Raw genomic sequence first — 23692 nt, 5'->3', positions numbered from 1 at the left:
CCGTGCGCCGCCGCGTCCCGTTTCAGGAGTTCGCCGTGCCCAGATCGATCACGCCCCGTGAAATCGACGACGCCCGCCCCGACGCGCCGCCGCGCCGGGACGCCGCGCCAGTTGCGCCAATCGCACGCGCCGCCCCCGCCGCGCCGCCCGCGCGCCACCCGTCGCTCGCCGCGCGCAGGCAGCAGCGCGCCGCGTGGCTCTTTCTCGCCCCCGCCTGCCTGATGGTTGCCGTCTACGTGATCTGGCCGATCCTGTCGACGATGTGGCTGAGCCTGTACAACTGGGACGGCATGACGGAGCGCACGTTCGTCGGCATCGCGAACTACGTCGAGTTGCTGCACGCGCCGACGTTCTATACCGCACTGAAGAACAACGTGATCTGGCTCGCGCTCTTCATGCTCGCGCCGCCGCTCGGCCTCGCGTTCGCGCTGTACCTGAACCAGTCGGTCGGCGGCATCCGCCTCGTCAAGTCGCTGTGCTTCGCGCCGTTCGTGCTGTCGGGCGTCGTCGTCGGACTGATCTTCTCGTGGTTCTACGATCCGACCTTCGGCCTCCTCGCGCTCATCGTCGGACATGGCGTGCCCGTGCTCGGCGACGCGCGCTACGCGACGTTCGGCATCGTGCTCGCGGCGCTGTGGCCGCAGACCGCATACTGCATGATCCTCTACCTGACGGGCCTCACGGCGCTCAACGCCGAGCAGATCGAGGCCGCGCGAATGGAAGGTGCGCGCGGCTTCACGCTGTTCTGGCACGTCGTGTTGCCGCAGTTGCGGCCGACGACCTTCATGGCGATCGTCGTCACAGTGATCGGCGCGCTGCGCAGCTTCGACCTGATCTCGGTGATGACGGGCGGCGGGCCGTTCGAAAGCTCGACCGTGCTCGCGTATTACATGTACGACCAGGCGATCAAGTACTACCGCCTCGGCTATTCCGCGTCGATCGCCGTCGCGCTGTTCGCGATCATGCTCGTCTATATCGTCTTCCAACTGCGCCGCATGGTGCGCAACGAACAGTGAGGTGCCGCCATGTTTCCGATGCCGCTCCAGCAATGGAAGCCCGTCTCTCGCAATCTGTACAAGCTGTCGCTGCCCGTCGCGCTCGTCGTGTGGCTGCTGCCGATGATCGCGGTGTTCGTCACGTCGGTCCGCTCGACCGAGGAGCTCCAGGAAGGCCGCTACTGGGGCTGGCCGAAGCACTTCTCGATGATCGAGAACTACCGCGACGCGCTGACGACGTCGCCAATGCTCCATTATTTCTGGAACAGCGTGCAGATCACCGTGCCTTCGGTGCTCGGCTCGATCGCGCTCGCGGCGATGGCGGGCTACGCGCTCGCAACCTATCGCTTTCGCGGCAACGCCGCACTGTTCGGCACGTTCGTCGCCGGCAACTTCGTGCCGGTGCAGGTGCTGATGATTCCCGTGCGCGACCTGTCGCTCAGGCTCGGCGTGTTCAACACGGTCGAGGCGCTGATCCTGTTCCACGTCGCGTTCCAGACCGGCTTTTGCACGCTGTTCTTGCGCAACTTCATCAAGCAGTTGCCGTTCGAACTGATCGAGGCGGCGCGCGTCGAGGGCGCGGGCGAATGGATCGTGTTCTACCGGATCGTGCTGCCGCTGATCCGCCCCGCGCTCGCGGCGCTCGCGATCCTCGTCTTCACGTTCGTCTGGAACGACTACTTCTGGGCGCTGTGCCTCACGCAAGGCGACGAGGCAGCGCCGATCACGGCGGGCGTCGCGGCGCTGAAGGGGCAATGGACGACGTCGTGGAACCTCGTGTCGGCGGGCTCGATCCTCGCTGCGCTGCCGTCGGTCGCGATGTTCTTCGCGATGCAGAAGAATTTCGTCGCGGGGATCACGTTCGGCGCGACGAAGGGGTGAGCGGGATACGCGGTCGCCGTGGCTGTCTGGGTTCGGTCGTTAGTCGCCGTGCCGCACTTCGCACTTCGTCCTTCGCTCGGCTTGCGTGCGTAGAAGCGGCCAGGCGGGAGACGGCATATTCCGGCCGACGCTCCGGCATCGCGAATGGCAGGCCGCTCGTCCGGCAGTCAACTCGACAGCGGGAAGGCGCGGCCCGCGCGGAACTCGATGTGTCGCGTGATGCGTGCCATTCGATATCGACGAAGCGCACCGCACGCCGCGACGCGCCGCCGTGAAGCGCGCGCCGCGATCGGCCGTCAAGCCAAGCCAGCCGCGAGCGCCGCGGCGACCGAGCCGACGACGAGCACGACACCGACCGTGCGCCGCTTGTTGAGCTCGGTCCAGAGCAGCACGCCCGTCAGCGACAGCAGAACCATCGAACCCGCGATCGTATCCATCAGCAGGACCCAGAACAGGTTCATCCCGACGCCGCGATGCAGGTTGTTGAGCGTCGTGAGGAATGCGTTGTCGGTGCGCTTCACCGACACGTAGCCGTTCCCCTTCCAGTACTCGACCTGCACGTTGCTGTGCGGACCGAAGATGCCGAACTGCCAGTGCTCGGGCTGCGTGACGCGACGCTCGCCCCACGCGACGGGCTGCGCCGGCTCCTTCCGAATGCGGCCGAGCCGGCCATCGAACGCGAGCTCGCGCCCGACCCACGCGGCCATGGCGACGGGCGTCGCGGGCGCGGGCGACGGCAGCGCGAGCTGTAACTGACTGACCTGCGGCTCGCCGGACGAGATCTTGAGCGGCGGCGCGCGGTGATTGAGCAGCACGCCCGTCACGCCGAACAGGAGGCCGAGCACCGCGCCCCACAAGCCGACCCAGCCGTGCACCTTGCGCAGCCACTTGATGAACGTCGCGCGCTGCGAGCGGCGGCGGCGTTCGGCCAGTTCGGCGGCGTCGAGCTTCCTCGGCGCGCCCGGATACGGCACCACGACGCCGGTGTGTTTTTCGATCGATTCGGGCGCGTTCACGCTTCGGCTTCCATTCGCACAAAACATCGGGCGGCGCGCAACCGAGTCGCGCGCCGCCCGCTTCAATTAAATGAGAATGGATATCATTACACAGAATGTCAGCGAACTCAATGCTGCGGGCAGGCGGGCAGGCGTGGCCGTCGCGCCATTCAACCGTCGCGCCGCGGCACCACGGCGTCTCCCATTCAGCGCTTCGGCAGCAGCGGAAAGACCGGCGGCGCGTCTCCGCCATCGTCCGCGCCGCTCTCGAGCGCATACAGCCACGCGAGCAGCTCCGCGACCGCCTGATACAGCTGCGGCGGAATCCGCGCGTCGAGATCGACCTGCATCAGCAGCGACACCATCTCGGGCGCGGTATGCACATATAGCCCGGCGTCGCGCGCTCGCTCGATGATCCGCTCGGCGACGAGCCCGTATCCCTTCGCGACGACGCGCGGCGCGGTATCGCCGCCCTTCGCGTCGTAGGCGAGCACTGCGGCGCGCTTGCGCCGCGGCCCGCTCATCGCGTGAACTCCCAGTCGTCGTCAGTCTCGGTCGGCGGCGGCGGCGGCGGCGGCGGCGTCCGACGCTCGGCGCTTGCCGCCCCGGCCGCCCCCACCGCATCCGCCAAGCCCGCCGCCCCCATCGGCCCCGCTTCGCCGCCCGCGGCCGCGCGCGCGTACGCGGACGCCGCCGCCCGCGCAACCGTCGTGTCGAAGCCGTCCGGTACGCCGTCGATCGCGCGAATCGACAGGCCGCTCACTTGCAGGCCAAGCGCCTGCAGGCGGGCGCGCAGCGCGTCGCCGTGCGGCGCGAGCCGCGCCGCGCCCGCCTCGGTCGCGCGCAGCCGCGCGGCGAGCTGCTCGCCGTTCAGCACGAGCTCCACATCGATCGTGCCGAGCGACGGCAGCGCGAGCGTGAGGCGCGTGCGCCAGCCGCCCGCGCCCGGGAAATCGGTGTCGGGCGCGGATCGTTCGCGGCCGTGCTGCTCGTCCGGCTCGATCGTCCAGTCGAGCCGCGCGCCCGGCCACGCCTCGCCGATCCAGCGAAACTGATCGGTCGCGAGCAGATCGAGCTGCTGGCGCACGATCGGCAGCGTCGCCGCATGCAGCGATGCCGCGACCGACGCCGACGTGTCGGCGTCCGAAGGTGGCAGGCCGGCTCGCGTGCCGGCCGTCTGCGCGGAGGACGCGGCGGCAGGCTTGCCGTTCGCGTCGGCGAGCGCCGCATACGCGTCGACGGAGCGCGCAAGCGCCGCTGCGTTCGGTAGTGCGCGCCCCGCCGCTGTGCCTTCGCCCGCATCGCCCGCCGTCTGCCCCGGACCGCGCGCGACCGCCTGCGCGGGCGCGTCGCGGCCGCCTTGCGGCAGCGGCGGGCGCGCGGCGAGCAGGTCGGCAAACGCGTCGCCGAGCGCATCGCCCGCCTGGGCGGTCTGTGCGCCCGGCTGGCCGGCCGTCGCCAGCCGCGCCTGCGGCTCGCGTGCGAGTTCGGCCGTCGTGCGCTGGCCGGCGAGCCATTGAGCGAGATGAGATTCGTAGAAGAGGCCGCAGTCCGCGACAGCCTGCGCGAGCGCTGCGCTCAGCGCGGCAGCGGGCGACGCGGCAGACGACGCTTGCGCGGCGATCTGCGCGGCCGATGCGGCAGCGGACGGCGCGGCATTGCCTGCGCCGGTATCGAGCGGCAGGAGCAACGGCTCGAGCAGCGCCCCCGCCTGCGCGGTCGAAGCGGGCGGCGCGGGCAGCAGCGGCGCGGCGCCGACGACGGCGGGCGTCGCGCCGCCGCCGTAGCGGGAAATCGCGTCGAGCGTGAGTCCGACCTCGGACAGCGCGGCCTGCGCGGACGCGGGCGGCGGTCCGCCCGTCGCGCCCTGCGGCGGCGCGGCGGCGGGCGGCGCGCCGGACGTGCCGACCTGCGCCGCCGCCGCGCCGCCCGCCGAGGGCTGGATCGCGTCGAGAAGGCTGTCGATGCGGCTCGCCAGGATGGCGGCAGCAGCGGTGTCGATACCGGTCATCGTGAATCCTGACGCGCGCCGGATGAAAATCGGGCAACCCGCGGAGACGAACGCGCGCCGTTCGTCCGCGCAAGCCGGCGCGCCCGAAGGCGGCGGCGCGCCCCGCCCGCCTTCAGCCGCGCGCCCGATACAAATCCTTCAGCGTCGAGCGGCCCGCGTGGATGAACGCGGACAGCCGCGCGACCTCGGGGCTCGCGAGATCGCGGATCGCGGCGTCGTCGGCGAGGATGCGACGGATCAGCTCGAACTTGCGGGTGCGCTCGGCGTCGTCGAGCAGGACGCCCTGCTCGGCTTCCTTCAGCCCGTCGACGAGCCGCAGATACTCGTCCTGCAGCCCGCTCAGCGCATGCCACGACGCATCGCGGGCCGCGACGAGCATCCGTCCGGACACGTCGGCGATCGCTTCGTAGCGGGCAAAGTACTCATCCTTCCGGTTCATCGCGACTGTTCCGTTCCTGCTTGCGCGGTCATCCTGGCAACCTCCGGGCCGATGCCCGTCCATGCGTCCTCGAGCGTCGCGAGCAGGCCGTCGACCTCGATCAGCATCGCTTCGCTTGCGTCGACGTTCGCCTGCAGCAGACGCCGGCAGATGTACGTATAGAGCGCGTCGAGGCGAGACGCGATGTCGCCGCCGACTTCAAGGTTCAGCGACTGCTGCAGGCCGCTCTCGACGATGCGGATCGCCTTGCCGATCGCCTCGCCGCGCGCGGCGACATTGCCTTGCTGCAGATGCAGCCGCGCATGCGCGATCGCCTGGCGCGCGCCCTGGTAGAGCATAGCAATGAGCCGGTGGGGAGACGCGCCCATCACCCCTGTTTCGACGCCGACGCGCGCATAGGCACTGGCTCCAGCGTGACCTGGGGTAAACATGGCGCTCCTCCTCTTTGGTGCATTCGATCCGATACCACCGCTCCGTGCGCGACACGGCGCGGTCTTGTATCGACGTTATCGGTAAGAAAGCCCGAGAGCTTTAGAAAAATGACGCGGAGCAAGGTCCGTCAAACGGACATCTGCATGATCTCGTTGTAGGCGCTCACTAACTTGTTGCGCACCTGGAGTCCGAACTGGAAGCCGATGTTGGCTTTCTGCATGTCGACCATCACGTCGTTCAGCGACACGTTCTGCGCGCCGAGCTCGAACGCCTGGGCCTCGCCGAGCGCCTTGTGCTGGTCGCCGCTGATCTTGTCGAGCGACGCCTTCATCGCGCTCGCGAACGAGCCGGCCGTCGCCGCGCCGGAACCGGCGAGCGCCGCCGTCGGACTCGCCGCTCCGCCCGTGGCCTGAGCGGCCATCGCCTGCATTTGTTGCAGCGCCGAAGCGATTCCGTTGACGGGGGCAACCATGTGATCTCCGCAGAAGAAGCCGGGCCGCGCGGGCCCGGCGGGGGGAACCCCGGCTTCCCGCGAGCGTTGCGAGGGCCGGATTGCGAAAAAGCATAGCAGCCGCGCAACGGCGAAAGCCGGAGAAGTACGGGCGAAACCCTGCTCTATTCGTCCGATCGCGCTTGACTGCGTTGCGGATAATCGCACCGTGTCAATGTCCGCCTGCTCTGCCGAGCCGGCATTCAGCCCGCAGTGGAGATACTCGACGCATGGACTCGCAGGCCAACTCGCTGATCAATCCCGACGCCCGTTCGAGCCTGACGGGTGCGTCGCCGCAAGCCGTGGCCGCGGCGGGCGCGCTGCCGGGCGCAGCGGCGGGCGGCGCGGATTTCGGCCTGGGCGGCTTCGCCGAACGCATCCCCGGCCTCGCGCGGATGAAGACGAACCCGCGCCTGCCGTTCCTGATCGGCGCGGCGCTCGCGATCGCCGCGATCGTCGCGCTCGTGCTCTGGAGCCGCTCGCCCGACTACCGCGTGCTCTACAGCAACCTGTCGGACCGCGACGGCGGCGCGATCATCGCCGCGCTCCAGCAGGCAAACGTTGCCTATAAGTTCGCCGACGCAGGCGGCGCGATCCTCGTGCCCGCGAACCAGGTCCACGAAACACGCCTCAAGCTCGCGTCGATGGGGCTGCCGAAGGGCGGCTCGGTCGGCTTCGAGCTGATGGACAACCAGAAATTCGGAATCAGCCAGTTCGCCGAGCAGGTCAACTATCAGCGCGCGCTCGAAGGCGAGCTGCAGCGCACGATCGAATCGATCAACGCGGTGCGCGCCGCGCGCGTGCATCTCGCGATCCCGAAGCCATCGGTGTTCGTGCGCGACCGCGAGGCGCCGTCGGCGTCGGTGCTCGTCGATCTGTATCCGGGCCGCGTGCTCGACGAAGGCCAGGTGCTCGCCGTCACACGGATGGTGTCGTCGGGCGTGCCCGACATGCCCGCGAAGAACGTGACGATCGTCGACCAGGACGGCAACCTGCTCACGCAGACCGCGTCGGCGTCCGGCCTCGACGCGAGCCAGCTCAAGTACGTGCAGCAGATCGAGCGCAACACGCAAAAACGCATCGACGCGATCCTCGCGCCGATCTTCGGCGCCGGCAACGCGCGCTCGCAGGTGAGCGCCGACGTCGATTTCTCGAAGATCGAGCAGACCTCGGAGAGCTACGGCCCGAACGGCACGCCGCAGCAGAGCGCGATCCGCAGCCAGCAGACGAGCACCGCGACCGAGCTCGCGCAAAGCGGCGCGTCGGGCGTGCCGGGCGCGCTGTCGAACACGCCGCCGCAGCCGGCGTCCGCGCCGATCGTCGCGAGCAACGGCCAGCCGGCCGGCCCGGCTGCGACACCCGTCAGCGACCGCAAGGATTCGACGACGAACTACGAACTCGACAAGACCGTGCGTCACGTCGAACAGTCGACGGGCACGATCAAGCGGCTGTCGGTCGCGGTCGTCGTCAACTATCAGCCTGCCGCCGACGCGAAGGGCCACGTGACGATGCAGCCGCTCACCGCGGAGAAGCTCACGCAGATCCAGCAGCTCGTGAAGGACGCGATGGGCTACGACGAGAAGCGCGGCGATTCGGTCAACGTCGTCAACAGCGCGTTCTCGACGGCCGCCGACCCGTTCGCCAACCTGCCGTGGTGGCGCCAGCCCGACATGATCGAGCTCGGCAAGGACATCGCGAAGTGGCTGGGCGTCGCCGCCGCGGCCGCAGCGCTCTACTTCATGTTCGTGCGCCCGGCGCTGCGCCGCGCATTCCCGCCGCCGGCGGAGCCCGCGCCGGCCGCGATCCCGGCGCTCGACGGCCCGAACGACGCGATCGCGCTCGACGGCCTGCCGAGCCCCGACAAGAAGCAGCTCGCCGACGAGGACGACGAGCACCCGGCCCTCCTCGCCTTCGAAAGCGAGAAGAACCGCTACGAACGCAATCTCGACTACGCGCGCACGATCGCGCGCCAGGATCCGAAGATCGTCGCAACCGTCGTCAAGAACTGGGTGTCCGATGAACGCTGAAGGCTTGAACAAGAGCGCGCTCCTGCTGATGTCGATCGGCGAGGAGGAGGCCGCGCAGGTATTCAAATTCCTCGCGCCGCGCGAGGTGCAGAAGATCGGCGCCGCGATGGCCGCACTGAAGAACGTCACGCGCGAAGAAGTCGAGGGCGTGCTGAACGACTTCGTGCTCGAAGCGGAGAAGCACACCGCGCTGTCGCTCGATTCGAGCGAGTACATCCGTTCGGTGCTGACGAAGGCGCTTGGCGAAGACAAGGCGGGCGTCCTCATCGACCGCATCCTGCAAGGCAGCGACACGAGCGGCATCGAAGGCCTCAAGTGGATGGATTCGGCGGCCGTCGCCGAGCTCATCAAGAACGAGCATCCGCAGATCATCGCGACGATCCTCGTGCATCTCGACCGCGACCAGGCGTCCGAGATCGCGTCGTGCTTCACCGAGCGGCTGCGCAACGACGTGCTGCTGCGGATCGCGACGCTCGACGGCATCCAGCCGACCGCGCTGCGCGAGCTCGACGACGTGCTGACGGGCCTGCTGTCCGGCAGCGACAACCTGAAGCGCGCGCCGATGGGCGGCATCCGCACAGCGGCCGAGATCCTGAACTTCATGACGAGCGTGCACGAAGAAGCGGTGCTCGAGAACGTCAAGCAATACGATCCGGACCTCGCGCAGAAGATCATCGACCAGATGTTCGTGTTCGAGAACCTGCTCGAGCTCGAGGATCGAGCGATCCAGCTCCTGCTCAAGGAAGTGGAGTCGGAAGCGCTGATCGTCGCGCTGAAGGGCGCGCCGCCCGCGCTGCGGCAGAAGTTCCTGTCGAACATGTCGCAGCGCGCGGCCGAGCTGCTCGCCGAGGATCTCGACGCACGGGGCCCGGTGCGCGTGTCCGAAGTCGAGACGCAGCAGCGCAAGATCCTGCAGGTCGTACGCAACCTCGCCGAGAGCGGCCAGATCGTGATCGGCGGCAAGGCGGAAGACGCGTATGTCTGATCGCACGAGCGCGTCGAGCAAGCCCGTCACCGCATACCAGCGATGGGAGATGGCTTCGTTCGATCCGCCGCCGCCCCCGCCGCCCGACGACGGCGGCGCGGCGGCCGCCGCCGCGCTCGCAGCCGAACTGCAGCGCGTGCGCGACGCCGCGCACGCGGAAGGGCTCGCCGCCGGCCACGTCGAAGGCCAGGCGCTCGGCTATCAGGCAGGTTATGAACAAGGTCGCGCGAAAGGCTTCGACGACGGCCAAACCGAGGCGCGCACGCAAAGCGCGCAGCTCGCCGCGCTCGCCGCATCGTTTCGCGACGCGCTCACGGGCGTCGAGCGCGATCTCGCCGACGACATCGCGACGCTCTCGCTCGAGATCGCGCAGCAGGTCGTGCGCCAGCACGTGCAGTACGACCCGGCCGCGCTGATCGCGGCCGCGCGCGAGGTGCTCGCCGCGGAGCCCGCGCTCGCCGGCGCGCCGCATCTGATCGTGAATCCGGCGGATCTGCCCGTCGTCGAGGCGTATCTGAAGGACGAGCTCGACACGCTCGGCTGGAGCGTGCGCACCGACGCGTCGATCGAGCGCGGCGGCTGCCGCGCGCAGGCATCGACGGGCGAAATCGACGCGACGCTCACCACCCGCTGGGAGCGGGTCGCCGCCGCGATCGGCAAGGTGAGCGCATGGTGAGCGACGCATCCGGCGCGCTCGGCCGCGACGAACTCGACGCGCTCGAACGCGAGCTCGCGCTGGCGTCGCACGGCCCCGAGCACGTCGATGCGGCCGCGCACGACATCGGCGCCAGCGTCGGCGCGCACCCTCATCACCCTCGCCCGCTCGCGGCGCCGCCCGCGACGTCGCGCGCGGCGCTCGCGAATCCGCATCTCGCGCACTGGCGCGCCCATCTCGACGGCATGCGCGAGCGCAACGCGCGCGCGCTGCCGCTGCGTCCGTGCGGACGCCTCACGCGCGCGGCGGGTCTCGTGCTCGAAGCGATCGGACTGCGCCTGTCGGTCGGCGCCGAATGCACGATCGAGCTGCCTCCGGGCAGCGCGCTGCCGTATGCGGAAGCCGAAGTCGTCGGCTTCGCGGGCGAGCGCCTGTTCCTGATGCCGACCACCGCGGTCGCTGGCGTGCTGCCCGGCGCGCGCGTGTGGCCGCTCGAAAGCGCGCCCGTCGCCGATCCGCTCGCGGGCGCGAAGCGGCTGCCCGTCGGCTGGGAAATGCTCGGGCGCGTCGTCGACGCGTCGGGCCGCCCGCTCGACAATCTCGGGCCGCTCGCGTCGAAGGTCGACGCGCCGCTCGCCGCGCCGTCGATCAACCCGCTCGAACGCGAGCCGATCCATCACGTGCTCGACGTCGGCGTGCGCGCGATCAACACGCTCCTCACCGTCGGCCGCGGCCAGCGGATGGGCCTCTTCGCGGGCTCGGGCGTCGGCAAATCGGTGCTGCTCGGCACGATGGCGCGCTACACGAGCGCCGAGGTGATCGTGATCGGCCTGATCGGCGAGCGGGGCCGCGAAGTGAAGGAATTCATCGAACAGATCCTCGGCGAGGACGGGCTCGCGCGCTCGGTCGTCGTCGCCGCGCCGGCCGACGTGTCGCCGCTCTTGCGGATGCAGGGCGCGGCGTACGCGACGTCGCTCGCCGAATACTTCCGCGACCAGGGCAAGCACGTGCTGCTCTTGATGGATTCGCTCACGCGCTATGCAATGGCGCAGCGCGAGATCGCGCTCGCGATCGGCGAGCCGCCCGCGACGAAAGGCTATCCGCCGTCGGTGTTCGCGAAGCTGCCCGCGCTCGTCGAGCGCACCGGCAACGGACCGGAAGGCGGCGGTTCGATCACCGCGTTCTACACGGTGCTCACCGAAGGCGACGACCAGCAGGACCCGATCGCCGATTCCGCGCGCGCGATCCTCGACGGCCACATCGTGCTGTCGCGCTCGCTCGCGGAAGCCGGTCACTATCCGGCGATCGACATCGAAGCGTCGATCAGCCGCGCGATGACCGCGCTGATCGACGACGCGCACCTCGACCGCGTGCGCCAGTTCAAGCAGATGCTGTCGCGCTACCAGCGCAACCGCGACCTGATCGCGGTCGGCGCGTACGCGCCCGGCCGCGACGCGCAGCTCGACCGCGCGATCGCGCTTTACCCGCGCATCGAATCGTTTTTGCAGCAAGGCTTTCGTGAATGCGCGCCGTACGCGCCGAGCCTCGCCGCGCTCGATGCGCTGTTCGATATCGAAGGAAGCTGATCGCCATGGCCCAATCCTTTCCTCTGCAACTTCTGCTCGACCGCGCGCAGCACGATCTCGACGCCGCGACGAAGCAACTCGGCCACGCGCAGCGCGAGCGCACCGACGCGCAGACGCAGCTCGACGCGCTCGTGCGCTATCGCGACGAATATCGCGTGCGCTTCGCCGAATCCGCGCAATCGGGGATGCCCGCCGGCAACTGGCGCAACTTCCAGGCGTTCCTCGACACGCTCGACGCGGCGATCGACCAGCAGCGGCGCGTGCTCGCCGCCGCGGAGACCCGCATCGACGCGGCGCGCCCCGAGTGGCAGGCGAAGAAGCGCACGCTCGGCTCGTACGAGATCCTGCAGGCGCGCGGCGCGCAGCAGGAAGCGAAACGCGTCGCGAAACGCGAGCAGCGCGACGCCGACGAGCACGCGGCGAAAGTGCTGCGCATGCGCGCGGAAGCGGCGAAGTGAGCGCCGCGCCCATCGAACCCGAACACGAGATCCGACATGCCTCCTCTTCCCCTGATCGGTATGCTGCTCGGCGCGGCGAGCACGATGATCGAGTCGTCGTCCGGCTCCGCGGCGAACGCGTCCGGCTCGTCGAGCGCGTCGTCAGGCGATGCGTCGTCGGCCGCGCCGTTCGCGCAAACGCTCAAGCAGAGCGTGCAGACGCAGCGTCAGACCATCGCGAATGCGAATGTGAACGTAAACGCGCAGAACGCAGGCAATGCGACGAATGCCGCGGCGAACAACGCGGCGAATTCGTCTGTCTCCGGCGCGGGCGCGCAGACGACGGCGAGCGCGGGCAACGCGAAGGGCGCCGGCAAACCGGATGACGAAGACGACGGCGAAACCGCGACGCAATCGGCGTCCGCCGACGCAGCGGCGCTCGCCGCAGCCGCATCGCTGCAAGCGCAGTTGCAAGCGCGGCCCGACGCACAGACGGCGCAGGCAGTGCAGACGGCCGCCGATGCGGCGGCCGCGCAAGCGGGCACGGGCGACACCGCCCATCCGTCGAACACGATCGCGGCGGGCGCCGCTGCTCAGGACAGCGCCGCCTCGTCCGATCGCGCCGGCACGCAGCAATCGATCGGCGATGCGCTGAATGCCGCGTTGAGCAAGCTCACGGGTGCCGGCAAGACGAGCGCGGCGACGACGCCCGCCGCACTGCCGGCGAGCCAAGGCAACGCGCCGCTCGCTGCGAACGGCTCCGCATTCGACAAGATGCTCGCCGGCGCGAAGGCTCCGGGCATGCAAACCGCGCTCACCGATGCGTCGGGTGCGAACCCCGCGGCCACCATGGCGAACGCCGCCGCGAATGCGGCCCAGCCGGACGCGACGGGCGCACTCGCCGCATTGCAGGACGCGGCCGATTCCGCACGCGCGACGCTCGCCGCGTCGACCGCGCCGGCTGCGCTGCAACAGGCGGCGCCCGCCGCGAACGCCGCGGCGGCTTCGGCAGCGCCGACGCTCGCACCGCCCGTCGGCACGCCGGACTGGGCCGACGCGCTGAGCCAAAAGATCGTATTCCTGTCGAACGCGCATCAGCAGAGCGCGGAGCTCACGCTGAATCCGCCCGATCTCGGGCCGCTGCAAGTCGTGCTGCGCGTCGCGGACAACCACGCGCACGCGCTCTTCGTGTCGCAGCATGCGCAGGTGCGCGACGCGGTCGAAGCCGCGCTGCCGAAGCTGCGCGAAGCGATGGACGCGGGCGGACTCGGGCTCGGCAGCGCGAGCGTCAGCGACGGCGGCTTCGCGTCCGCGCAACAGCAGCAGACCCCGCAACGACAATCGTCGGACGGAGCCGCGACGCGACGCGCATTCGGCGCGACGACGGCCGACGCCGCGCTCGACGACGTCTCAGCGACAACCTCCAGCGACGCGACGCGACGCAGCGTCGGGATGGTCGACACGTTCGCCTGACGGCCGCGCCCGCGGCCGCCTGCACGGCAGCGCGCATCAGCCGCCGTGCGTCGTCGCCTCGACCCGCTCGCGAGCGGGCTCGGCCTGCCCTTTGCGCGCGGCCACGATGAACTCCGCCGCGCGCTCGCCGATCATCACGGTCGGCGCATTCGTGTTGCCGCCGATCAGCGTCGGCATCACCGACGCATCGACGACCCGCAATCCTTCCACCCCGTTCACGCGCAATTGCGGGTCGACGACCGCGCGCGCGTCGGCGCCCATCCGGCACGTGCCGACCGGGTGATAGATCGTGTCCGCGTGCGCGACGATCGCGGCGCGCAACCGCGCGTCGGTGTCGTTCGGATCGGTGTACAGCTCGCGCCCGCCTTGCGACGCGAGCGGCGCGGCGGACAGGATCTTGCGCATCGCCTTCGCACCGCGGATCAGCAGGTCGAGATCGCGCTCGTCACTGAAGAAGCGCGGATCGATGAGCGGTGCGACGCGCGCGTCGCCGCTCGCGAGCGCGACGTTGCCGCGGCTCTTCGGCCGCAGCGCGCACACGTGCAGCGAATAGCCGAAGCCCCAGTGCATGTTGCGGTTGTGGTCGTCGACGAGCGCCGTGCAGAAGTGCAATTGCAGATCGGGGCGATCGAGGCCGGGATCGCTCTTGATGAAGCCGCCCGCCTCGGCGACGTTGCTCGTCATCATCCCTTCACGCTTCGACAGGTAGCCGAACAGCGCGGGCGTCATCTTCGCGACGCCGCGCACGCAGATGCCGACGAGCTCGGACGAATTCACGCGCTTGTTGATGATGAAATCGATGTGATCGATCAGGTTCTCGCCGACGTCGGGCGCATCGTGCACGAGCGCGACGCCGTGACGGCGCAACTGCGCGGCGGGACCCACGCCCGAGCACATCAGCAGTTGCGGCGTATTGAACGCGCCTGCGGACAGAATGACTTCCGCGCGCGCGCCGATCGTCTCGATGCGTCCGCCGCGCGCGACCTCGACGCCCGTCGCGCGCTTGCCGTCGAACACGACGCGCAGCACCGTCGCATCGACGATCACGTGCAGGTTCGGCCGCGTGCGGCCGTACACATAGGCGCGCGCGACGCTGCAGCGCGCGCCGTCGCGATGCGTGACCTGATAGAAGCCGACGCCTTCCTGATTCTCGCCGTTGAAGTCGTCGTTGAGCGGATAGCCCGCTTCGTGCGCGGCCGCGATGAATCGTTCGGAGAACGGATTACGGAAGCGCAGATCGGATACCGTGAGCGGGCCGTCCGCGCCGTGCCATTCGTTCGCGCCGCGCTCGTTGCCTTCCGCGCGGCGGAAGTACGGCAGCACGTCGCGCCATCCCCAGCCGGTGCAGCCGAGCTGCTCCCATTCGTCGTAATCGTGCGGATGGCCGCGCGTGTAGATCATCGCGTTGATCGCACTCGAGCCGCCGAGCCCGCGGCCGCGAGGCTGATAGCCGCGGCGTCCGCCGAGGCCCGGCTGCGGCACCGTTTCGTAGCCGTAGTTCGTGCCGAGCTTGAACGGCACGAGCGCCGCGATCCCCACCGGCATGTTGACGAGCAGATTGCGTTCGGTGTGACCGCCCGCTTCGATCAGCGCGATCGTCGCGTCCGGGCACGCATCGGCCAGGCGACCCGCGAGGCTCGATCCGCCGGACCCGGCCCCGACGATAATGTAGTCGTACTGCATGTCACGTCTCCCTGTTTGTCATCAACGGCGGCTGGAATCGCGATCGAGACAGCCGGCTTGCGTCGCCATGTTCGTGCATTTTAGGAACGCAAGGCGAGCCGGGACATCCCGACTCAAGAGCGATTCCTCTAAACGGCGGCGTGAACTAAATTTAAGATGATCGGATTCGCCTCGCGCGGAGGACGTGGCCAACAGAAGCCGGGCCCCGCGAAATGGGAGACAAAGGCATGCAGCAAGACCTTCAAATGGCGACGCACCGGGTGACGAACCAGGCGCCGCCGCTTCACGATTACAACGCGTTTGAAACAGATGCCGCGCTCGTCGATGCCGTCGAACGGTACGGCGCGAGCTGGCATCAAACGGCGCTCGCGCGCGACGGCGCCGCGCTGACGACGCTCGACGCGCTCGCGCTTGCCGATCTCGCCAACCGGCACACGCCCGAGCTGTCGACGCACAGCCCGCGCGGCGAGCGGATCGACGCACTCGAATTCCATCCGAGCTGGCACCGGCTGCTAGCGATGCTGCGCGGCGAAGGGCTGCACGCGCTGCCGTTCTCGGACCCGCGGCCGGGCGCGATGGTCGCGCGCTGCGCCGGGTATTTCCTGCATGCGCAACTCGAATCCGGCTCGCTGTGTCCGCTCACGATGACGTTCGCGAGCATTCCCGTGCTGCAGCGCGAACCGGCCCTTTTTGCGACGCTGCGCGACAAGCTCTATTCCCACGAGCACGACGCGCGCGACGCGCCGCTTCCGGAAAAGCGCACGATGATGGTCGGCATGGGGATGACCGAGAAGCAAGGCGGCTCCGACGTGCGCAGCAACGAGACGCAAGCGTATGCGCTCGGCGCGAGCGGACGCGGCGAAGCGTATCGGCTCGTCGGTCACAAATGGTTCTTCTCCGCGCCGCAATGCGACGCGCATCTCGTGCTCGCGCGCACGACCGAACACGCGGGCATCTCGTGCTTCTACGTGCCGCGCTTTTCGCCGGACGGCAGCAAGAACGCGGTGCAGGTGCAGCGCCTGAAGGACAAGCTCGGCAACCGCTCGAACGCGAGCAGCGAAGTCGAATTCCTGAATGCGTACGGCGTGATGATCGGCGACGAAGGACGCGGCGTGCCGACGATCATCGAGATGGCGAACTACACGCGGCTCGATTGCGTGATCGGCAGCGCGGCGCTGATGCGCGCGGCGCTCGTGCAGGCGATCCACCATGCGCGGCATCGCAGCGCGTTCGGCCGCCTGCTCGCCGATCAGCCGCTGATGCGCAACGTGCTCGCCGATCTGGCGCTCGAATCGGAAGCGGCGACCGCGCTCTTCATGCGGCTCGCGCATGCGTTCGAAGAGGATGCGGCGGCGCGCTCGCCGCAGGCGCGCGGCTGGCGCCGCATCGTCACGCCGGCCGCGAAGTTCTGGGTCTGCAAGCGCACGCTCGAATTCACCGGCGAAGCGATGGAAGTGTGGGGCGGCAACGGCTACGTCGAGACCGCGCCGATGGCGCGCTTCTATCGCGAAGCGCCCGTCAATTCGATCTGGGAAGGATCGGGCAACGTCATGTGTCTCGACGTGCTGCGCGCGATCGAGCGCGAGCCCGACGCGGCCGCCGCGCTCTTCGCCGAATGGCGGGATGCGGCGAAGCACAGCGCGCCGCTCGCTGATGCGCTCGCGGAATTGACGCGTCTCCTGTCCCTCGAACCCGAGCAACGCGAAGCGTGCGCACGCCGGATCGCACAACGCATCGCACTCGTCGCGCAGGCCTCGCTGCTGCTGCGCGACGGGCCGCCCGCCGTCGCCGAGGCGTTCGTCGCCACGCGCTTCGGCGACGCCAGCAGCGAAACCGGACGCGTTTATGGAACGCTGCCGGCCACTTTCGATCACGCCGCGCTCATCGAGCGGGCGTTCCCGGCCTGAATGCCGGCCACACCCGTATCGCACTGGAGACGCCATGAAGAACGATCTGCCCGGTTTAGCCACACTCGACGCACTGCTGCGCGACCAGCGCGCCGCGTATCTGCGCGCGCCGTATCCGTCGTGGGCAACGCGCGCCGACCACCTGCGCGCACTGCGCAAGATGCTGCTCGACAACCGCGACGCGCTCGCGGCCGCGATCAGCGCGGACTTCGGCCATCGCGCGAAGGAAGAAGTGCTGATGTCCGAAATCTGGCTCGCGAAAGAGGAAATCGACGAAGCGCTCAAGCACGGCAAGCGCTGGATCAAGCCGAAGAGCCGGGCGATGAACAAATGGATGCGCCCGGCGCGCGCGAAGGTAATGCCGCAGCCACTCGGCGTCGTCGGCATCGTCGTGCCGTGGAACTACCCGGTGCTGCTCGCCGCGGGGCCGCTCATCTGCGCGCTCGCCGCGGGCAACCGCGCGATCATCAAGATGTCCGAACTGACGCCGCGCACGTCGCAGCTGTTCGAGGAGCTGATCGCGAAGACCTTCGCGCGCGATCACGTCGCGGTCGTCAACGGCGATGCTGAAATCGGCGCCGCGTTCAGTGGGCTGCCGTTCGATCACCTGCTCTTCACCGGCTCGACGAACGTCGGCCGCCACGTGATGCGCGCGGCCGCCGAACACCTGACGCCCGTCACGCTCGAGCTCGGCGGCAAGTCGCCCGTGATCGTCGGGCCGCGCGCACGCTTCGACGCGGCGGTCGATGCCGTCATCACCGGCAAGACGCTGAACGCGGGCCAGACCTGCATCGCGCCCGACTACGTGCTCGTGCCGCGCGGCAAGGAAGCGGCGTTCGTCGCGCGTGCGCGAGAGCGGATGGCGAAGCTCTACCCGAATCTGTCGACGAACCCGGACTACACGTCGATCGTTTCCGAGCGTCACTTCGCGCGGCTGCAGCGGCTCGCGAGCGAAGCACAGGAAGCGGGCGCGCAGCTCCATCCGCTCACCGACGCGGCGCCCGATCCCGCGCTGCGCCGGCTGCCGCCCGTCCTCGTCACCCAGGCGCCCGACGCATCGCAGTTGATGCAGGAAGAGATCTTCGGGCCGCTGCTGCCGATCGTCCCGTACGACACGCTCGACGATGCGATCGCCTACGTGAACGCGCGCCCGCGGCCGCTTGCGCTGTATCTGTTCGACGAAGACCGCGCGACCGTCGACCGCGTGATGCGCGACACGATCTCGGGCGGCGTGACGGTCAACGACACGCTGATGCACATCGCTTGCGGCACGCTGCCGTTCGGCGGCGTCGGCGCGAGCGGGATGGGCGCGTACCACGGCTACGACGGCTTCGTGACATTCTCGAAGATGAAGCCCGTGCTCACGCAGCCGCGTCTCAACACGCGCGGCATGATCGCGCCGCCGTACGGCAGGCGCTTCGCCGCGATTCTCAAGATGATGCTGAAGTTCTGACGCGTCGCCGCCGACGCCGGACGAACGAAGGGCCGCAGCGCCTGCACATGACGCAGCCGCCGCTGTCCCGGCAAGTGCGCCTGCTCGAGCACCAGATCGGCACCGAGCGGCTCGAACGCACGAGCCGCTCGGTGAAGCTGACGGCGGCCGGGCGCAGCTTCCTGCCCGATGCGGCCCGCATTCTGCGGCTCGCCGACGAAGCGGCAGCAACCGCGCGCCGCGTCGCGACAGGCGCGGCCGGCGCGCCCACGATCGGCTTCACCGCGTCGGTCGGCTACGGCCTGCTGCCGTCGCTCGTGAGCGCGGTGCGCGCCGCGTCGCCCGACGTGCGGCTGACGCTGAAGGAGATGGTGAGCGGCGCGCAGCTGGAAGCGCTCGACGCGCGGCTGATCGACGTCGGGCTGCTGCGCCCGCCCGTCGAGCATGGCGAGCGCGCATCGGCGCCGTGCGTGCGGGAGGCGCTCGTGCTCGCGTTGCCGGAGGCGGCCGCCGACGCCTGGCCGAAGCACCCGACGCTGCGCGATTCCGAGGGCCGGCCGCTGCTGATGTATTCGCCGTACGAGGCGCGCTATTTTCACCAACTGGTGAGCGGACTGTTCGAGCGCGCCGAGGTACTGCCCGACATCGTCGAATACGTGAGCCAGATCCATTCGATGCTGGCGCTGGTGCGCGCGGGCATCGGCGCCGCGTTGATTCCGGCGGCTGCGTCGATGCTGCACTTCAAGGGGGTCGTCTATCGGCCGGTGCGCACGACGCCGGCGAAGCCCGTCGAGCTGACGTTCGCGTATCGGAAGGACAACGACAATCCGGTGTTCAGCGCGCTGAAGGACGTGCTGCGCAAGTCGCTCCTCACTGACGGCCGTTGAAGCGTGCGTCGACGCCGCCGACGCACGCGAGGGAAACGATGACGCGCGTGCGAAGCGAGCGTCGTCGCATGCGACGCGATCAATCGATCGTTAGGGAAGCTGACGTTATGGAATCGCGAAGACTGCGGCGCACGCGTCCATGATGTCGATCGAGCGCAGGCCGCGCGACCGGCACGGCGAACGTCATACGGGCCACAACGGCCCTTCCTGCATCGCGCCGATCTGCTCGCGCAATTCGAGCACGCGCGCCTCCCAATAGCGATGCGTGTTGAACCACGGAAACGCGGCCGGAAACGCGGGATCGTTCCAGCGGCGCGCGAGCCACGCCGCGTAATGAATGAGCCGCAACGTGCGCAGCGCCTCGATCAGATGCAGCTCACGCGGATCGAATTCGCAAAAGTCCTCGTAGCCGGCGAGCAAATCGGCGAGCGCGCGCATCGCGTCCGGCCGGTCGCCCGGCAGCAGCAGCCACAAGTCCTGCACGGCGGGCGCCATCCGGCTGTCGTCGAAGTCGACGAAGTGCGGGCCCGCGTCGGTCCATAGCACGTTGCTCGGATGGCAATCGCCGTGCGCGCGCAGCATCCGCACGTCGCCCGCGCGTTCGTATGCTTGCGCGACGCCTTCCAGTGCGAGCGTCACCGCCGCTTCATAAGCAGGCCGAACGTCGTTCGGCACGAAGTCGTGCGACAGCAGGAAATCGCGCGGCTCGTAGCCGAACGTATCGATATCGAGTGTCGGCCGTGCGACGTACGGCTTCGTCGCGCCGACTGCGTGAATGCGACCGATGAAACGGCCCAGCCACTCGAGCGTATCGCGACGATCGAGCTCGGGCGCGCGACCGCCGCGCCGCTCGAAGATCGCGAAGCGGAAGCCTTCGAATTCGTGCAGCGTACGGCCGTCGAACGCGAGCGCCGGTACGGCCGGAATCTCGCGCGCCACCAGTTCGGCGACGAACGCATGCTCTTCGAGGATCGCGTCGTTCGGCCAGCGATGCGGACGATAGAACTTCGCGACGATCGGCGGCCCGTCTTCGATGCCCGCCTGATAGACGCGGTTTTCGTAGCTGTTGAGCGCGAGCAGGCGCCCGTCGGTGCGCGAACCGGCGGGGATCAGCACGCTGTCGAGCGCGTCGAGCACGCGCTCCGGCGTGAGACCTGCAAAAGGCAAGCCGGCGTTGTCGCCGGCTGCGGTGGATTCGGAAGTGGCGTCGGTCATGCCCCGCATTGTGCCGCGCGCGAGGCCGAAAGACGAGCGGTCAGTGCAGCGCCGCGCCCGCGGGAAGCACGGATTCGCCGGTGTCGATCAGATCCTCGAGAAAGAATGGCTCGGTATTGAGCTCCTTGGATTCGCCCGGCACGCCCGCGTACCAGGTCACCATCGCCATGTCCCCGAGAATGCGCTGGACGATGCCGCGCGCGCCTTTCGGCACGGCGATGTGGGTGGTGCAGACAATCGAACCGACATGCATGATGTTTCCCCGCTTTCAAAGCCGGCCGCGTGCTGCCCGGCCGGAAATACCCGAATTGCGCATCCATGCGGCGACGGTTGCGCGTATTCCATTGTTCACCGTTCATGGAATCGCGAAAACGCGAGCTGACGACAAAGGTGCCGCCAATTCGCAGGATGCGTCGATTCCGCCGCCGCGACGCCGCCATTATTACGGCAGCGCGTCGCTCCATCATACCCTGACGCGCGCGACCGCCATTCGGCGATTCATTCTGAAATGCGGCCAAAAGCCAACGCCTCATCCGACGAAACGACGCCGAACGAACAACCGGCGTATCGTTTAGGTTTGCTTCGCTTGGAGAATCAGCGTGACTGTATCATCCGGCGCGCCGCGGCCCGCCGCCCGCGCGCGTCAGGACGACGCATCCGCCGTCGAGCGCGCGCCGTCCGCTTCGTCCGCTTCGTCCGCTTCGTATCTCGAACGCGGCTCGCGCAGCTACTGGCACGCGAGCCTCGCGCTGCTGTTCGCCGGCTACGCGACGTTTTCGCTGCTCTACTACGTGCAGCCGCTCTTGCCCGAGTTCTCGAACACGTTCGGCGTGAGCCCCGCGCAGAGCAGTCTCGCGCTATCGTTCGCGACCGCCGCGCTCGCCGCCGCGGTCTTCGTCGCAGGCTTCATCTCCGAAGCGCTGAGCCGTCACAAGCTGATGACGGCATCGCTCACCGCATCGTCGCTCCTCACGCTCGCCGCCGCGTTCGCGCCGCATTGGCATCAGTTGCTGATCCTGCGCGCGCTGACGGGACTCGCGCTCGGCGGCGTGCCCGCGGTCGCGATGGCGTATCTCGCGGAAGAAGTGCATCCGGACGGGCTCGGACTCGCGATGGGTCTCTACGTCGGCGGCACCGCGATCGGCGGGATGGCGGGGCGCGTGATCACCGGCATTCTCACCGAGCTGTTCTCGTGGCGCATCGCAGTCGGCGTGATCGGCCTGCTCGGTCTCGCATCGATGCTCGCGTTTCGCACGCTGCTGCCGCCGTCGCGGCACTTCACGCCGCGCCGCGGCCTCAACCTCGCGCATCATCGCGCGTCGCTCGCCCACCATCTCGGCAAGCGGCGCGAGCTGCCCGTGCTGTTTCTGATGGCGTTCGTGCTGATGGGCAGCTTCGTCACGCTCTACAACTACATCGGCTATCGGCTGCTCGCGCCGCCGTATTCGATGGGCCAGGCGACGATCAGCGCGATCTTCGTCGTCTATCTGACGGGCGTCATCGCGTCGCCGCTGTCGGGGCGACTCGCCGATACGCTCGGCCGCGGCCGCGTGCTGATCGCAAGCCTCGTCGTGATGCTCGCGGGCGTCGCGCTGACGCTGCTCCATCCCGTCGCCGCGATCGCCGCGGGCATCGCATGCGTGACGTTCGGTTTCTTCGCGGGTCACGCGGTCGCGAGCGGCTGGGTCGGCCGGCTCGCGCAGCACGGCAAGGGCCAGGCCGCGGCGCTCTATCTGCTCGCGTATTACATCGGCTCGAGCGTCGTCGGCTCGTTCGGCGGACGCTTCTGGAGCACGCTCGGCTGGCCGGGCGTCGCGATGCTCGTCGGCGCATTGCTCGTGCTGGGTGTCGTCGCGGCGACTTGGCTGCACGCGCGCGAACGCGTCGGCGCCGCTTGACGGCATGACGCCGCCGAAGCGATTGCCAAGCGACGCATCGATGCGTTACCTTTGACGCTCTCGCATTCCATTCGCACTCGTCGCGATGAAACCCTCGTTGCCCGCCCGCGCCGTATCGAAGCCGTCAATCGCACGGCTGCCGCGCGCGTGCGCGCATCGTCCGCCTGCCGCTTCGCCGCCCGTCGGCGCGCCGCCTCCTCCGGCGGCGCTGCTCGGTTGACCGCCGCGCAACTTCTCTCACTCTCCGTTCGCCGCTGACCGAACCGTTCCGCGCGCTCGTGCGCGGCGTATTCGCGTGCGCGTGCATTCGGAGCGTTCCGATCCGATCGACAGGTGGATTTCAGATGGCTTCAGTCAAACCCGCGCTCGCCGCGCATAGCGCGACGTCGCTCTTCGTGCTGCTGTGGAGCAGCGGAGCGATCTTCGCCGAACTCGGCCTGCGGCATGCGTCCGCATTCGCTTTCCTGATCGCGCGCTTCGCGCTCGCATCGCTCGTGCTGCTCGTGCTGTCGCTCGCGCGACGCCGCTGGCTGCCGCCGCCCGGCGCGCGCCGCACGACGGTCGCGACCGGGTTGCTGCTCACAGGCGGCTACTCGATCCTGTATCTGCTCGCGCTCGAGCACGGGCTCGCGCCCGGCATCCTCGCGACGATCCTCGGCATGCAGCCGATCCTCACGCTCGTCATGCTCGAACGCCGCGCATCGGGCGCGCGGCTCGCGGGACTCGCGCTCGCGCTGATCGGCTTGAGCCTCGTCGTCTACCGCAGCATCGCGGGCGGCGACGCGCCGGTGTCGGGCGCCGCGTGCGCACTCGGCGCATTGCTCGCGATCACGACAGGCGCGCTGCTGCAAAAACGCGTGTGCGCGGCGCCGATCGACGTGCTGCCGCTGCAGAACGCACTCGGCCTCGGACTGTGCATGCTGGTCGCACCGTTCGAGCCGATCTCGTTCGAAGCGAGCTGGTCGTTCGTGCTGCCGCTCGCGTGGCTCGGCATCGTGATCTCGGTGTTCGCGCAGTTGCTGTTCTATCGGCTGATGCGGCAAGGCGACCTCGTCGACGTGACGAGCCTTTTCTATCTCGTCCCGGTCGTCACGGCGCTCATGGATGCGGCGTGGCTCGGCAATCGTCTCGCGCCGCTCGAGATCGCCGGCATGATCGCGATTCTCGCGGGGCTCGCGCTCGTGTTCCGACACACCGCGCGCACATGACGGCTGCCTGAAGACAAGGCGCCCGCACTGCAACATGCGGGCGCCTTGTTCACCG

The 23692-nt window shown here is 69.0% G+C and carries 21 protein-coding genes and 1 pseudogene; 13 read left to right on the top strand and 9 right to left on the bottom strand.

The window, feature by feature from the left end; all coding sequences use genetic code 11:
• Positions 1–119: 119 nt before the first annotated feature.
• Together WS69_RS14945 and WS69_RS14940 are read left to right on the top strand one after the other, a co-directional pair.
• On the top strand, positions 120–1016 hold the full coding sequence (locus tag WS69_RS14945; protein WP_197419262.1) for a carbohydrate ABC transporter permease: 897 nt from the start codon (positions 120–122) through the stop codon (positions 1014–1016).
• 9 nt (positions 1017–1025) lie between these two features.
• Positions 1026–1877, top strand: coding sequence for a carbohydrate ABC transporter permease (locus WS69_RS14940; protein WP_059471527.1), 852 nt, complete (start codon positions 1026–1028; stop codon positions 1875–1877).
• Positions 1878–2173: 296 nt separating this feature from the next.
• Here WS69_RS14940 and WS69_RS14935 read toward each other — a convergent pair whose 3' ends face one another.
• From WS69_RS14935 to fliE, 6 genes are all read right to left on the bottom strand, one after another.
• A complete protein-coding gene (locus WS69_RS14935) occupies positions 2174–2893 on the bottom strand; it encodes a PepSY-associated TM helix domain-containing protein (RefSeq protein WP_059471526.1) in 720 nt (239 codons plus the stop codon).
• Between the two features lie 185 nt (positions 2894–3078).
• On the bottom strand, positions 3079–3396 hold the full coding sequence (locus WS69_RS14930) for an EscU/YscU/HrcU family type III secretion system export apparatus switch protein (RefSeq protein ID WP_059471525.1): 318 nt from the start codon (positions 3394–3396) through the stop codon (positions 3079–3081).
• Positions 3393–4883: a flagellar hook-length control protein FliK gene (locus WS69_RS14925; protein ID WP_059471524.1), complete on the bottom strand. Its 1491-nt coding sequence runs from the start codon at positions 4881–4883 to the stop codon at positions 3393–3395. The genes WS69_RS14930 and WS69_RS14925 overlap by 4 nt, the downstream gene beginning before the upstream one ends.
• Positions 4884–4995: 112 nt before the next feature.
• Positions 4996–5322 (bottom strand): flagellar protein FliT, encoded by a 327-nt coding sequence (locus tag WS69_RS14920; RefSeq protein ID WP_059471523.1) that lies wholly within the window; start codon positions 5320–5322, stop codon positions 4996–4998.
• A complete protein-coding gene (gene fliS / locus WS69_RS14915; protein WP_059471522.1) occupies positions 5319–5753 on the bottom strand; it encodes a flagellar export chaperone FliS in 435 nt (144 codons plus the stop codon). The genes WS69_RS14920 and fliS overlap by 4 nt, the downstream gene beginning before the upstream one ends.
• A gap of 128 nt (positions 5754–5881) precedes the next feature.
• Positions 5882–6226 carry a flagellar hook-basal body complex protein FliE gene (gene fliE, locus WS69_RS14910; RefSeq protein ID WP_059471521.1) on the bottom strand — a complete coding sequence of 115 codons (345 nt, stop codon included), beginning with the start codon at positions 6224–6226 and terminating at the stop codon, positions 5882–5884.
• Positions 6227–6474: 248 nt separating this feature from the next.
• Here fliE and fliF point away from each other — a divergent pair, with 248 nt between their 5' ends.
• From fliF to WS69_RS14880, 6 genes are read left to right on the top strand one after another with little or no spacing between them, the layout of a single operon-like run.
• The gene (fliF, locus tag WS69_RS14905) at positions 6475–8271 is read left to right on the top strand and encodes a flagellar basal-body MS-ring/collar protein FliF (RefSeq protein ID WP_059471520.1); all 1797 of its coding nucleotides are present in this window, start codon (positions 6475–6477) and stop codon (positions 8269–8271) included.
• A complete protein-coding gene (fliG, locus tag WS69_RS14900; RefSeq protein ID WP_059471519.1) occupies positions 8261–9256 on the top strand; it encodes a flagellar motor switch protein FliG in 996 nt (331 codons plus the stop codon). Before fliF ends, fliG begins: the two co-directional genes overlap by 11 nt.
• Positions 9249–9932 carry a flagellar assembly protein FliH gene (gene fliH, locus WS69_RS14895; RefSeq protein ID WP_059471518.1) on the top strand — a complete coding sequence of 228 codons (684 nt, stop codon included), beginning with the start codon at positions 9249–9251 and terminating at the stop codon, positions 9930–9932. The genes fliG and fliH overlap by 8 nt, the downstream gene beginning before the upstream one ends.
• Positions 9926–11497 carry a flagellar protein export ATPase FliI gene (gene fliI / locus WS69_RS14890; protein WP_059471517.1) on the top strand — a complete coding sequence of 524 codons (1572 nt, stop codon included), beginning with the start codon at positions 9926–9928 and terminating at the stop codon, positions 11495–11497. The genes fliH and fliI overlap by 7 nt, the downstream gene beginning before the upstream one ends.
• 5 nt (positions 11498–11502) lie before the next feature.
• Positions 11503–11955, top strand: coding sequence for a flagellar export protein FliJ (fliJ, locus tag WS69_RS14885; protein ID WP_059471516.1), 453 nt, complete (start codon positions 11503–11505; stop codon positions 11953–11955).
• A gap of 36 nt (positions 11956–11991) precedes the next feature.
• Positions 11992–13407 carry a flagellar hook-length control protein FliK gene (locus WS69_RS14880; protein ID WP_059471515.1) on the top strand — a complete coding sequence of 472 codons (1416 nt, stop codon included), beginning with the start codon at positions 11992–11994 and terminating at the stop codon, positions 13405–13407.
• Between the two features lie 36 nt (positions 13408–13443).
• On the opposite strand, the gene WS69_RS14875 is transcribed toward WS69_RS14880, so the two are convergent.
• Positions 13444–15090, bottom strand: a complete 1647-nt coding sequence (locus WS69_RS14875) for a GMC family oxidoreductase (protein ID WP_059471514.1) — start codon at positions 15088–15090, stop codon at positions 13444–13446.
• 227 nt (positions 15091–15317) lie between these two features.
• On the opposite strand from WS69_RS14875, the gene WS69_RS14870 reads away from it, so the two are divergent.
• From WS69_RS14870 to WS69_RS14860, 3 genes and pseudogenes are all read left to right on the top strand, one after another.
• Positions 15318–16997: an isovaleryl-CoA dehydrogenase gene (locus WS69_RS14870; protein ID WP_059471513.1), complete on the top strand. Its 1680-nt coding sequence runs from the start codon at positions 15318–15320 to the stop codon at positions 16995–16997.
• A 34-nt stretch (positions 16998–17031) separates the two neighbouring features.
• A complete protein-coding gene (locus WS69_RS14865; RefSeq protein ID WP_059471512.1) occupies positions 17032–18450 on the top strand; it encodes a coniferyl aldehyde dehydrogenase in 1419 nt (472 codons plus the stop codon).
• Positions 18451–18485: 35 nt separating this feature from the next.
• Positions 18486–19316 (top strand): annotated as a pseudogene (locus WS69_RS14860) (LysR substrate-binding domain-containing protein); the annotation flags it as partial.
• 183 nt (positions 19317–19499) lie between these two features.
• Here WS69_RS14860 and WS69_RS14855 read toward each other — a convergent pair.
• Together WS69_RS14855 and WS69_RS14850 are read right to left on the bottom strand one after the other, a co-directional pair.
• Positions 19500–20531 carry a serine/threonine protein kinase gene (locus WS69_RS14855; protein WP_059471511.1) on the bottom strand — a complete coding sequence of 344 codons (1032 nt, stop codon included), beginning with the start codon at positions 20529–20531 and terminating at the stop codon, positions 19500–19502.
• A gap of 40 nt (positions 20532–20571) precedes the next feature.
• A complete protein-coding gene (locus WS69_RS14850; protein WP_004198969.1) occupies positions 20572–20784 on the bottom strand; it encodes a hypothetical protein in 213 nt (70 codons plus the stop codon).
• Positions 20785–21130: 346 nt separating this feature from the next.
• Between WS69_RS14850 and WS69_RS14845 the strand changes: the two genes are divergently transcribed.
• A complete protein-coding gene (locus tag WS69_RS14845) occupies positions 21131–22429 on the top strand; it encodes an MFS transporter (protein ID WP_059471510.1) in 1299 nt (432 codons plus the stop codon).
• Between the two features lie 344 nt (positions 22430–22773).
• Entirely contained in the window at positions 22774–23637 is an 864-nt protein-coding gene (locus WS69_RS14840) for a DMT family transporter (RefSeq protein WP_059471509.1), read from the top strand.
• Positions 23638–23692 lie beyond the last annotated feature (55 nt).

The sequence above is a fragment of the Burkholderia sp. BDU5 genome (assembly GCF_001522845.1).
Lineage (GTDB): Bacteria > Pseudomonadota > Gammaproteobacteria > Burkholderiales > Burkholderiaceae > Burkholderia > Burkholderia mayonis.
This window is presented reverse-complemented; position numbering and strand designations above follow the sequence as displayed.

Coding starts and splice junctions, on each gene's coding strand:
- WS69_RS14940 (WP_059471527.1), top strand. CDS start 1,026: ATGTTTCCGATGCCGCTCCAGCAATGGAAGCCCGTCTCTCGCAATCTG.
- WS69_RS14930 (WP_059471525.1), bottom strand. CDS start 3,396: ATGAGCGGGCCGCGGCGCAAGCGCGCCGCAGTGCTCGCCTACGACGCG.
- WS69_RS14925 (WP_059471524.1), bottom strand. CDS start 4,883: ATGACCGGTATCGACACCGCTGCTGCCGCCATCCTGGCGAGCCGCATC.
- WS69_RS14920 (WP_059471523.1), bottom strand. CDS start 5,322: ATGAACCGGAAGGATGAGTACTTTGCCCGCTACGAAGCGATCGCCGAC.
- fliS (WP_059471522.1), bottom strand. CDS start 5,753: ATGTTTACCCCAGGTCACGCTGGAGCCAGTGCCTATGCGCGCGTCGGC.
- fliE (WP_059471521.1), bottom strand. CDS start 6,226: ATGGTTGCCCCCGTCAACGGAATCGCTTCGGCGCTGCAACAAATGCAG.
- fliF (WP_059471520.1), top strand. CDS start 6,475: ATGGACTCGCAGGCCAACTCGCTGATCAATCCCGACGCCCGTTCGAGC.
- fliG (WP_059471519.1), top strand. CDS start 8,261: ATGAACGCTGAAGGCTTGAACAAGAGCGCGCTCCTGCTGATGTCGATC.
- fliH (WP_059471518.1), top strand. CDS start 9,249: ATGTCTGATCGCACGAGCGCGTCGAGCAAGCCCGTCACCGCATACCAG.
- fliI (WP_059471517.1), top strand. CDS start 9,926: ATGGTGAGCGACGCATCCGGCGCGCTCGGCCGCGACGAACTCGACGCG.
- fliJ (WP_059471516.1), top strand. CDS start 11,503: ATGGCCCAATCCTTTCCTCTGCAACTTCTGCTCGACCGCGCGCAGCAC.
- WS69_RS14880 (WP_059471515.1), top strand. CDS start 11,992: ATGCCTCCTCTTCCCCTGATCGGTATGCTGCTCGGCGCGGCGAGCACG.
- WS69_RS14875 (WP_059471514.1), bottom strand. CDS start 15,090: ATGCAGTACGACTACATTATCGTCGGGGCCGGGTCCGGCGGATCGAGC.
- WS69_RS14870 (WP_059471513.1), top strand. CDS start 15,318: ATGCAGCAAGACCTTCAAATGGCGACGCACCGGGTGACGAACCAGGCG.
- WS69_RS14865 (WP_059471512.1), top strand. CDS start 17,032: ATGAAGAACGATCTGCCCGGTTTAGCCACACTCGACGCACTGCTGCGC.
- WS69_RS14855 (WP_059471511.1), bottom strand. CDS start 20,531: ATGACCGACGCCACTTCCGAATCCACCGCAGCCGGCGACAACGCCGGC.
- WS69_RS14850 (WP_004198969.1), bottom strand. CDS start 20,784: ATGCATGTCGGTTCGATTGTCTGCACCACCCACATCGCCGTGCCGAAA.
- WS69_RS14840 (WP_059471509.1), top strand. CDS start 22,774: ATGGCTTCAGTCAAACCCGCGCTCGCCGCGCATAGCGCGACGTCGCTC.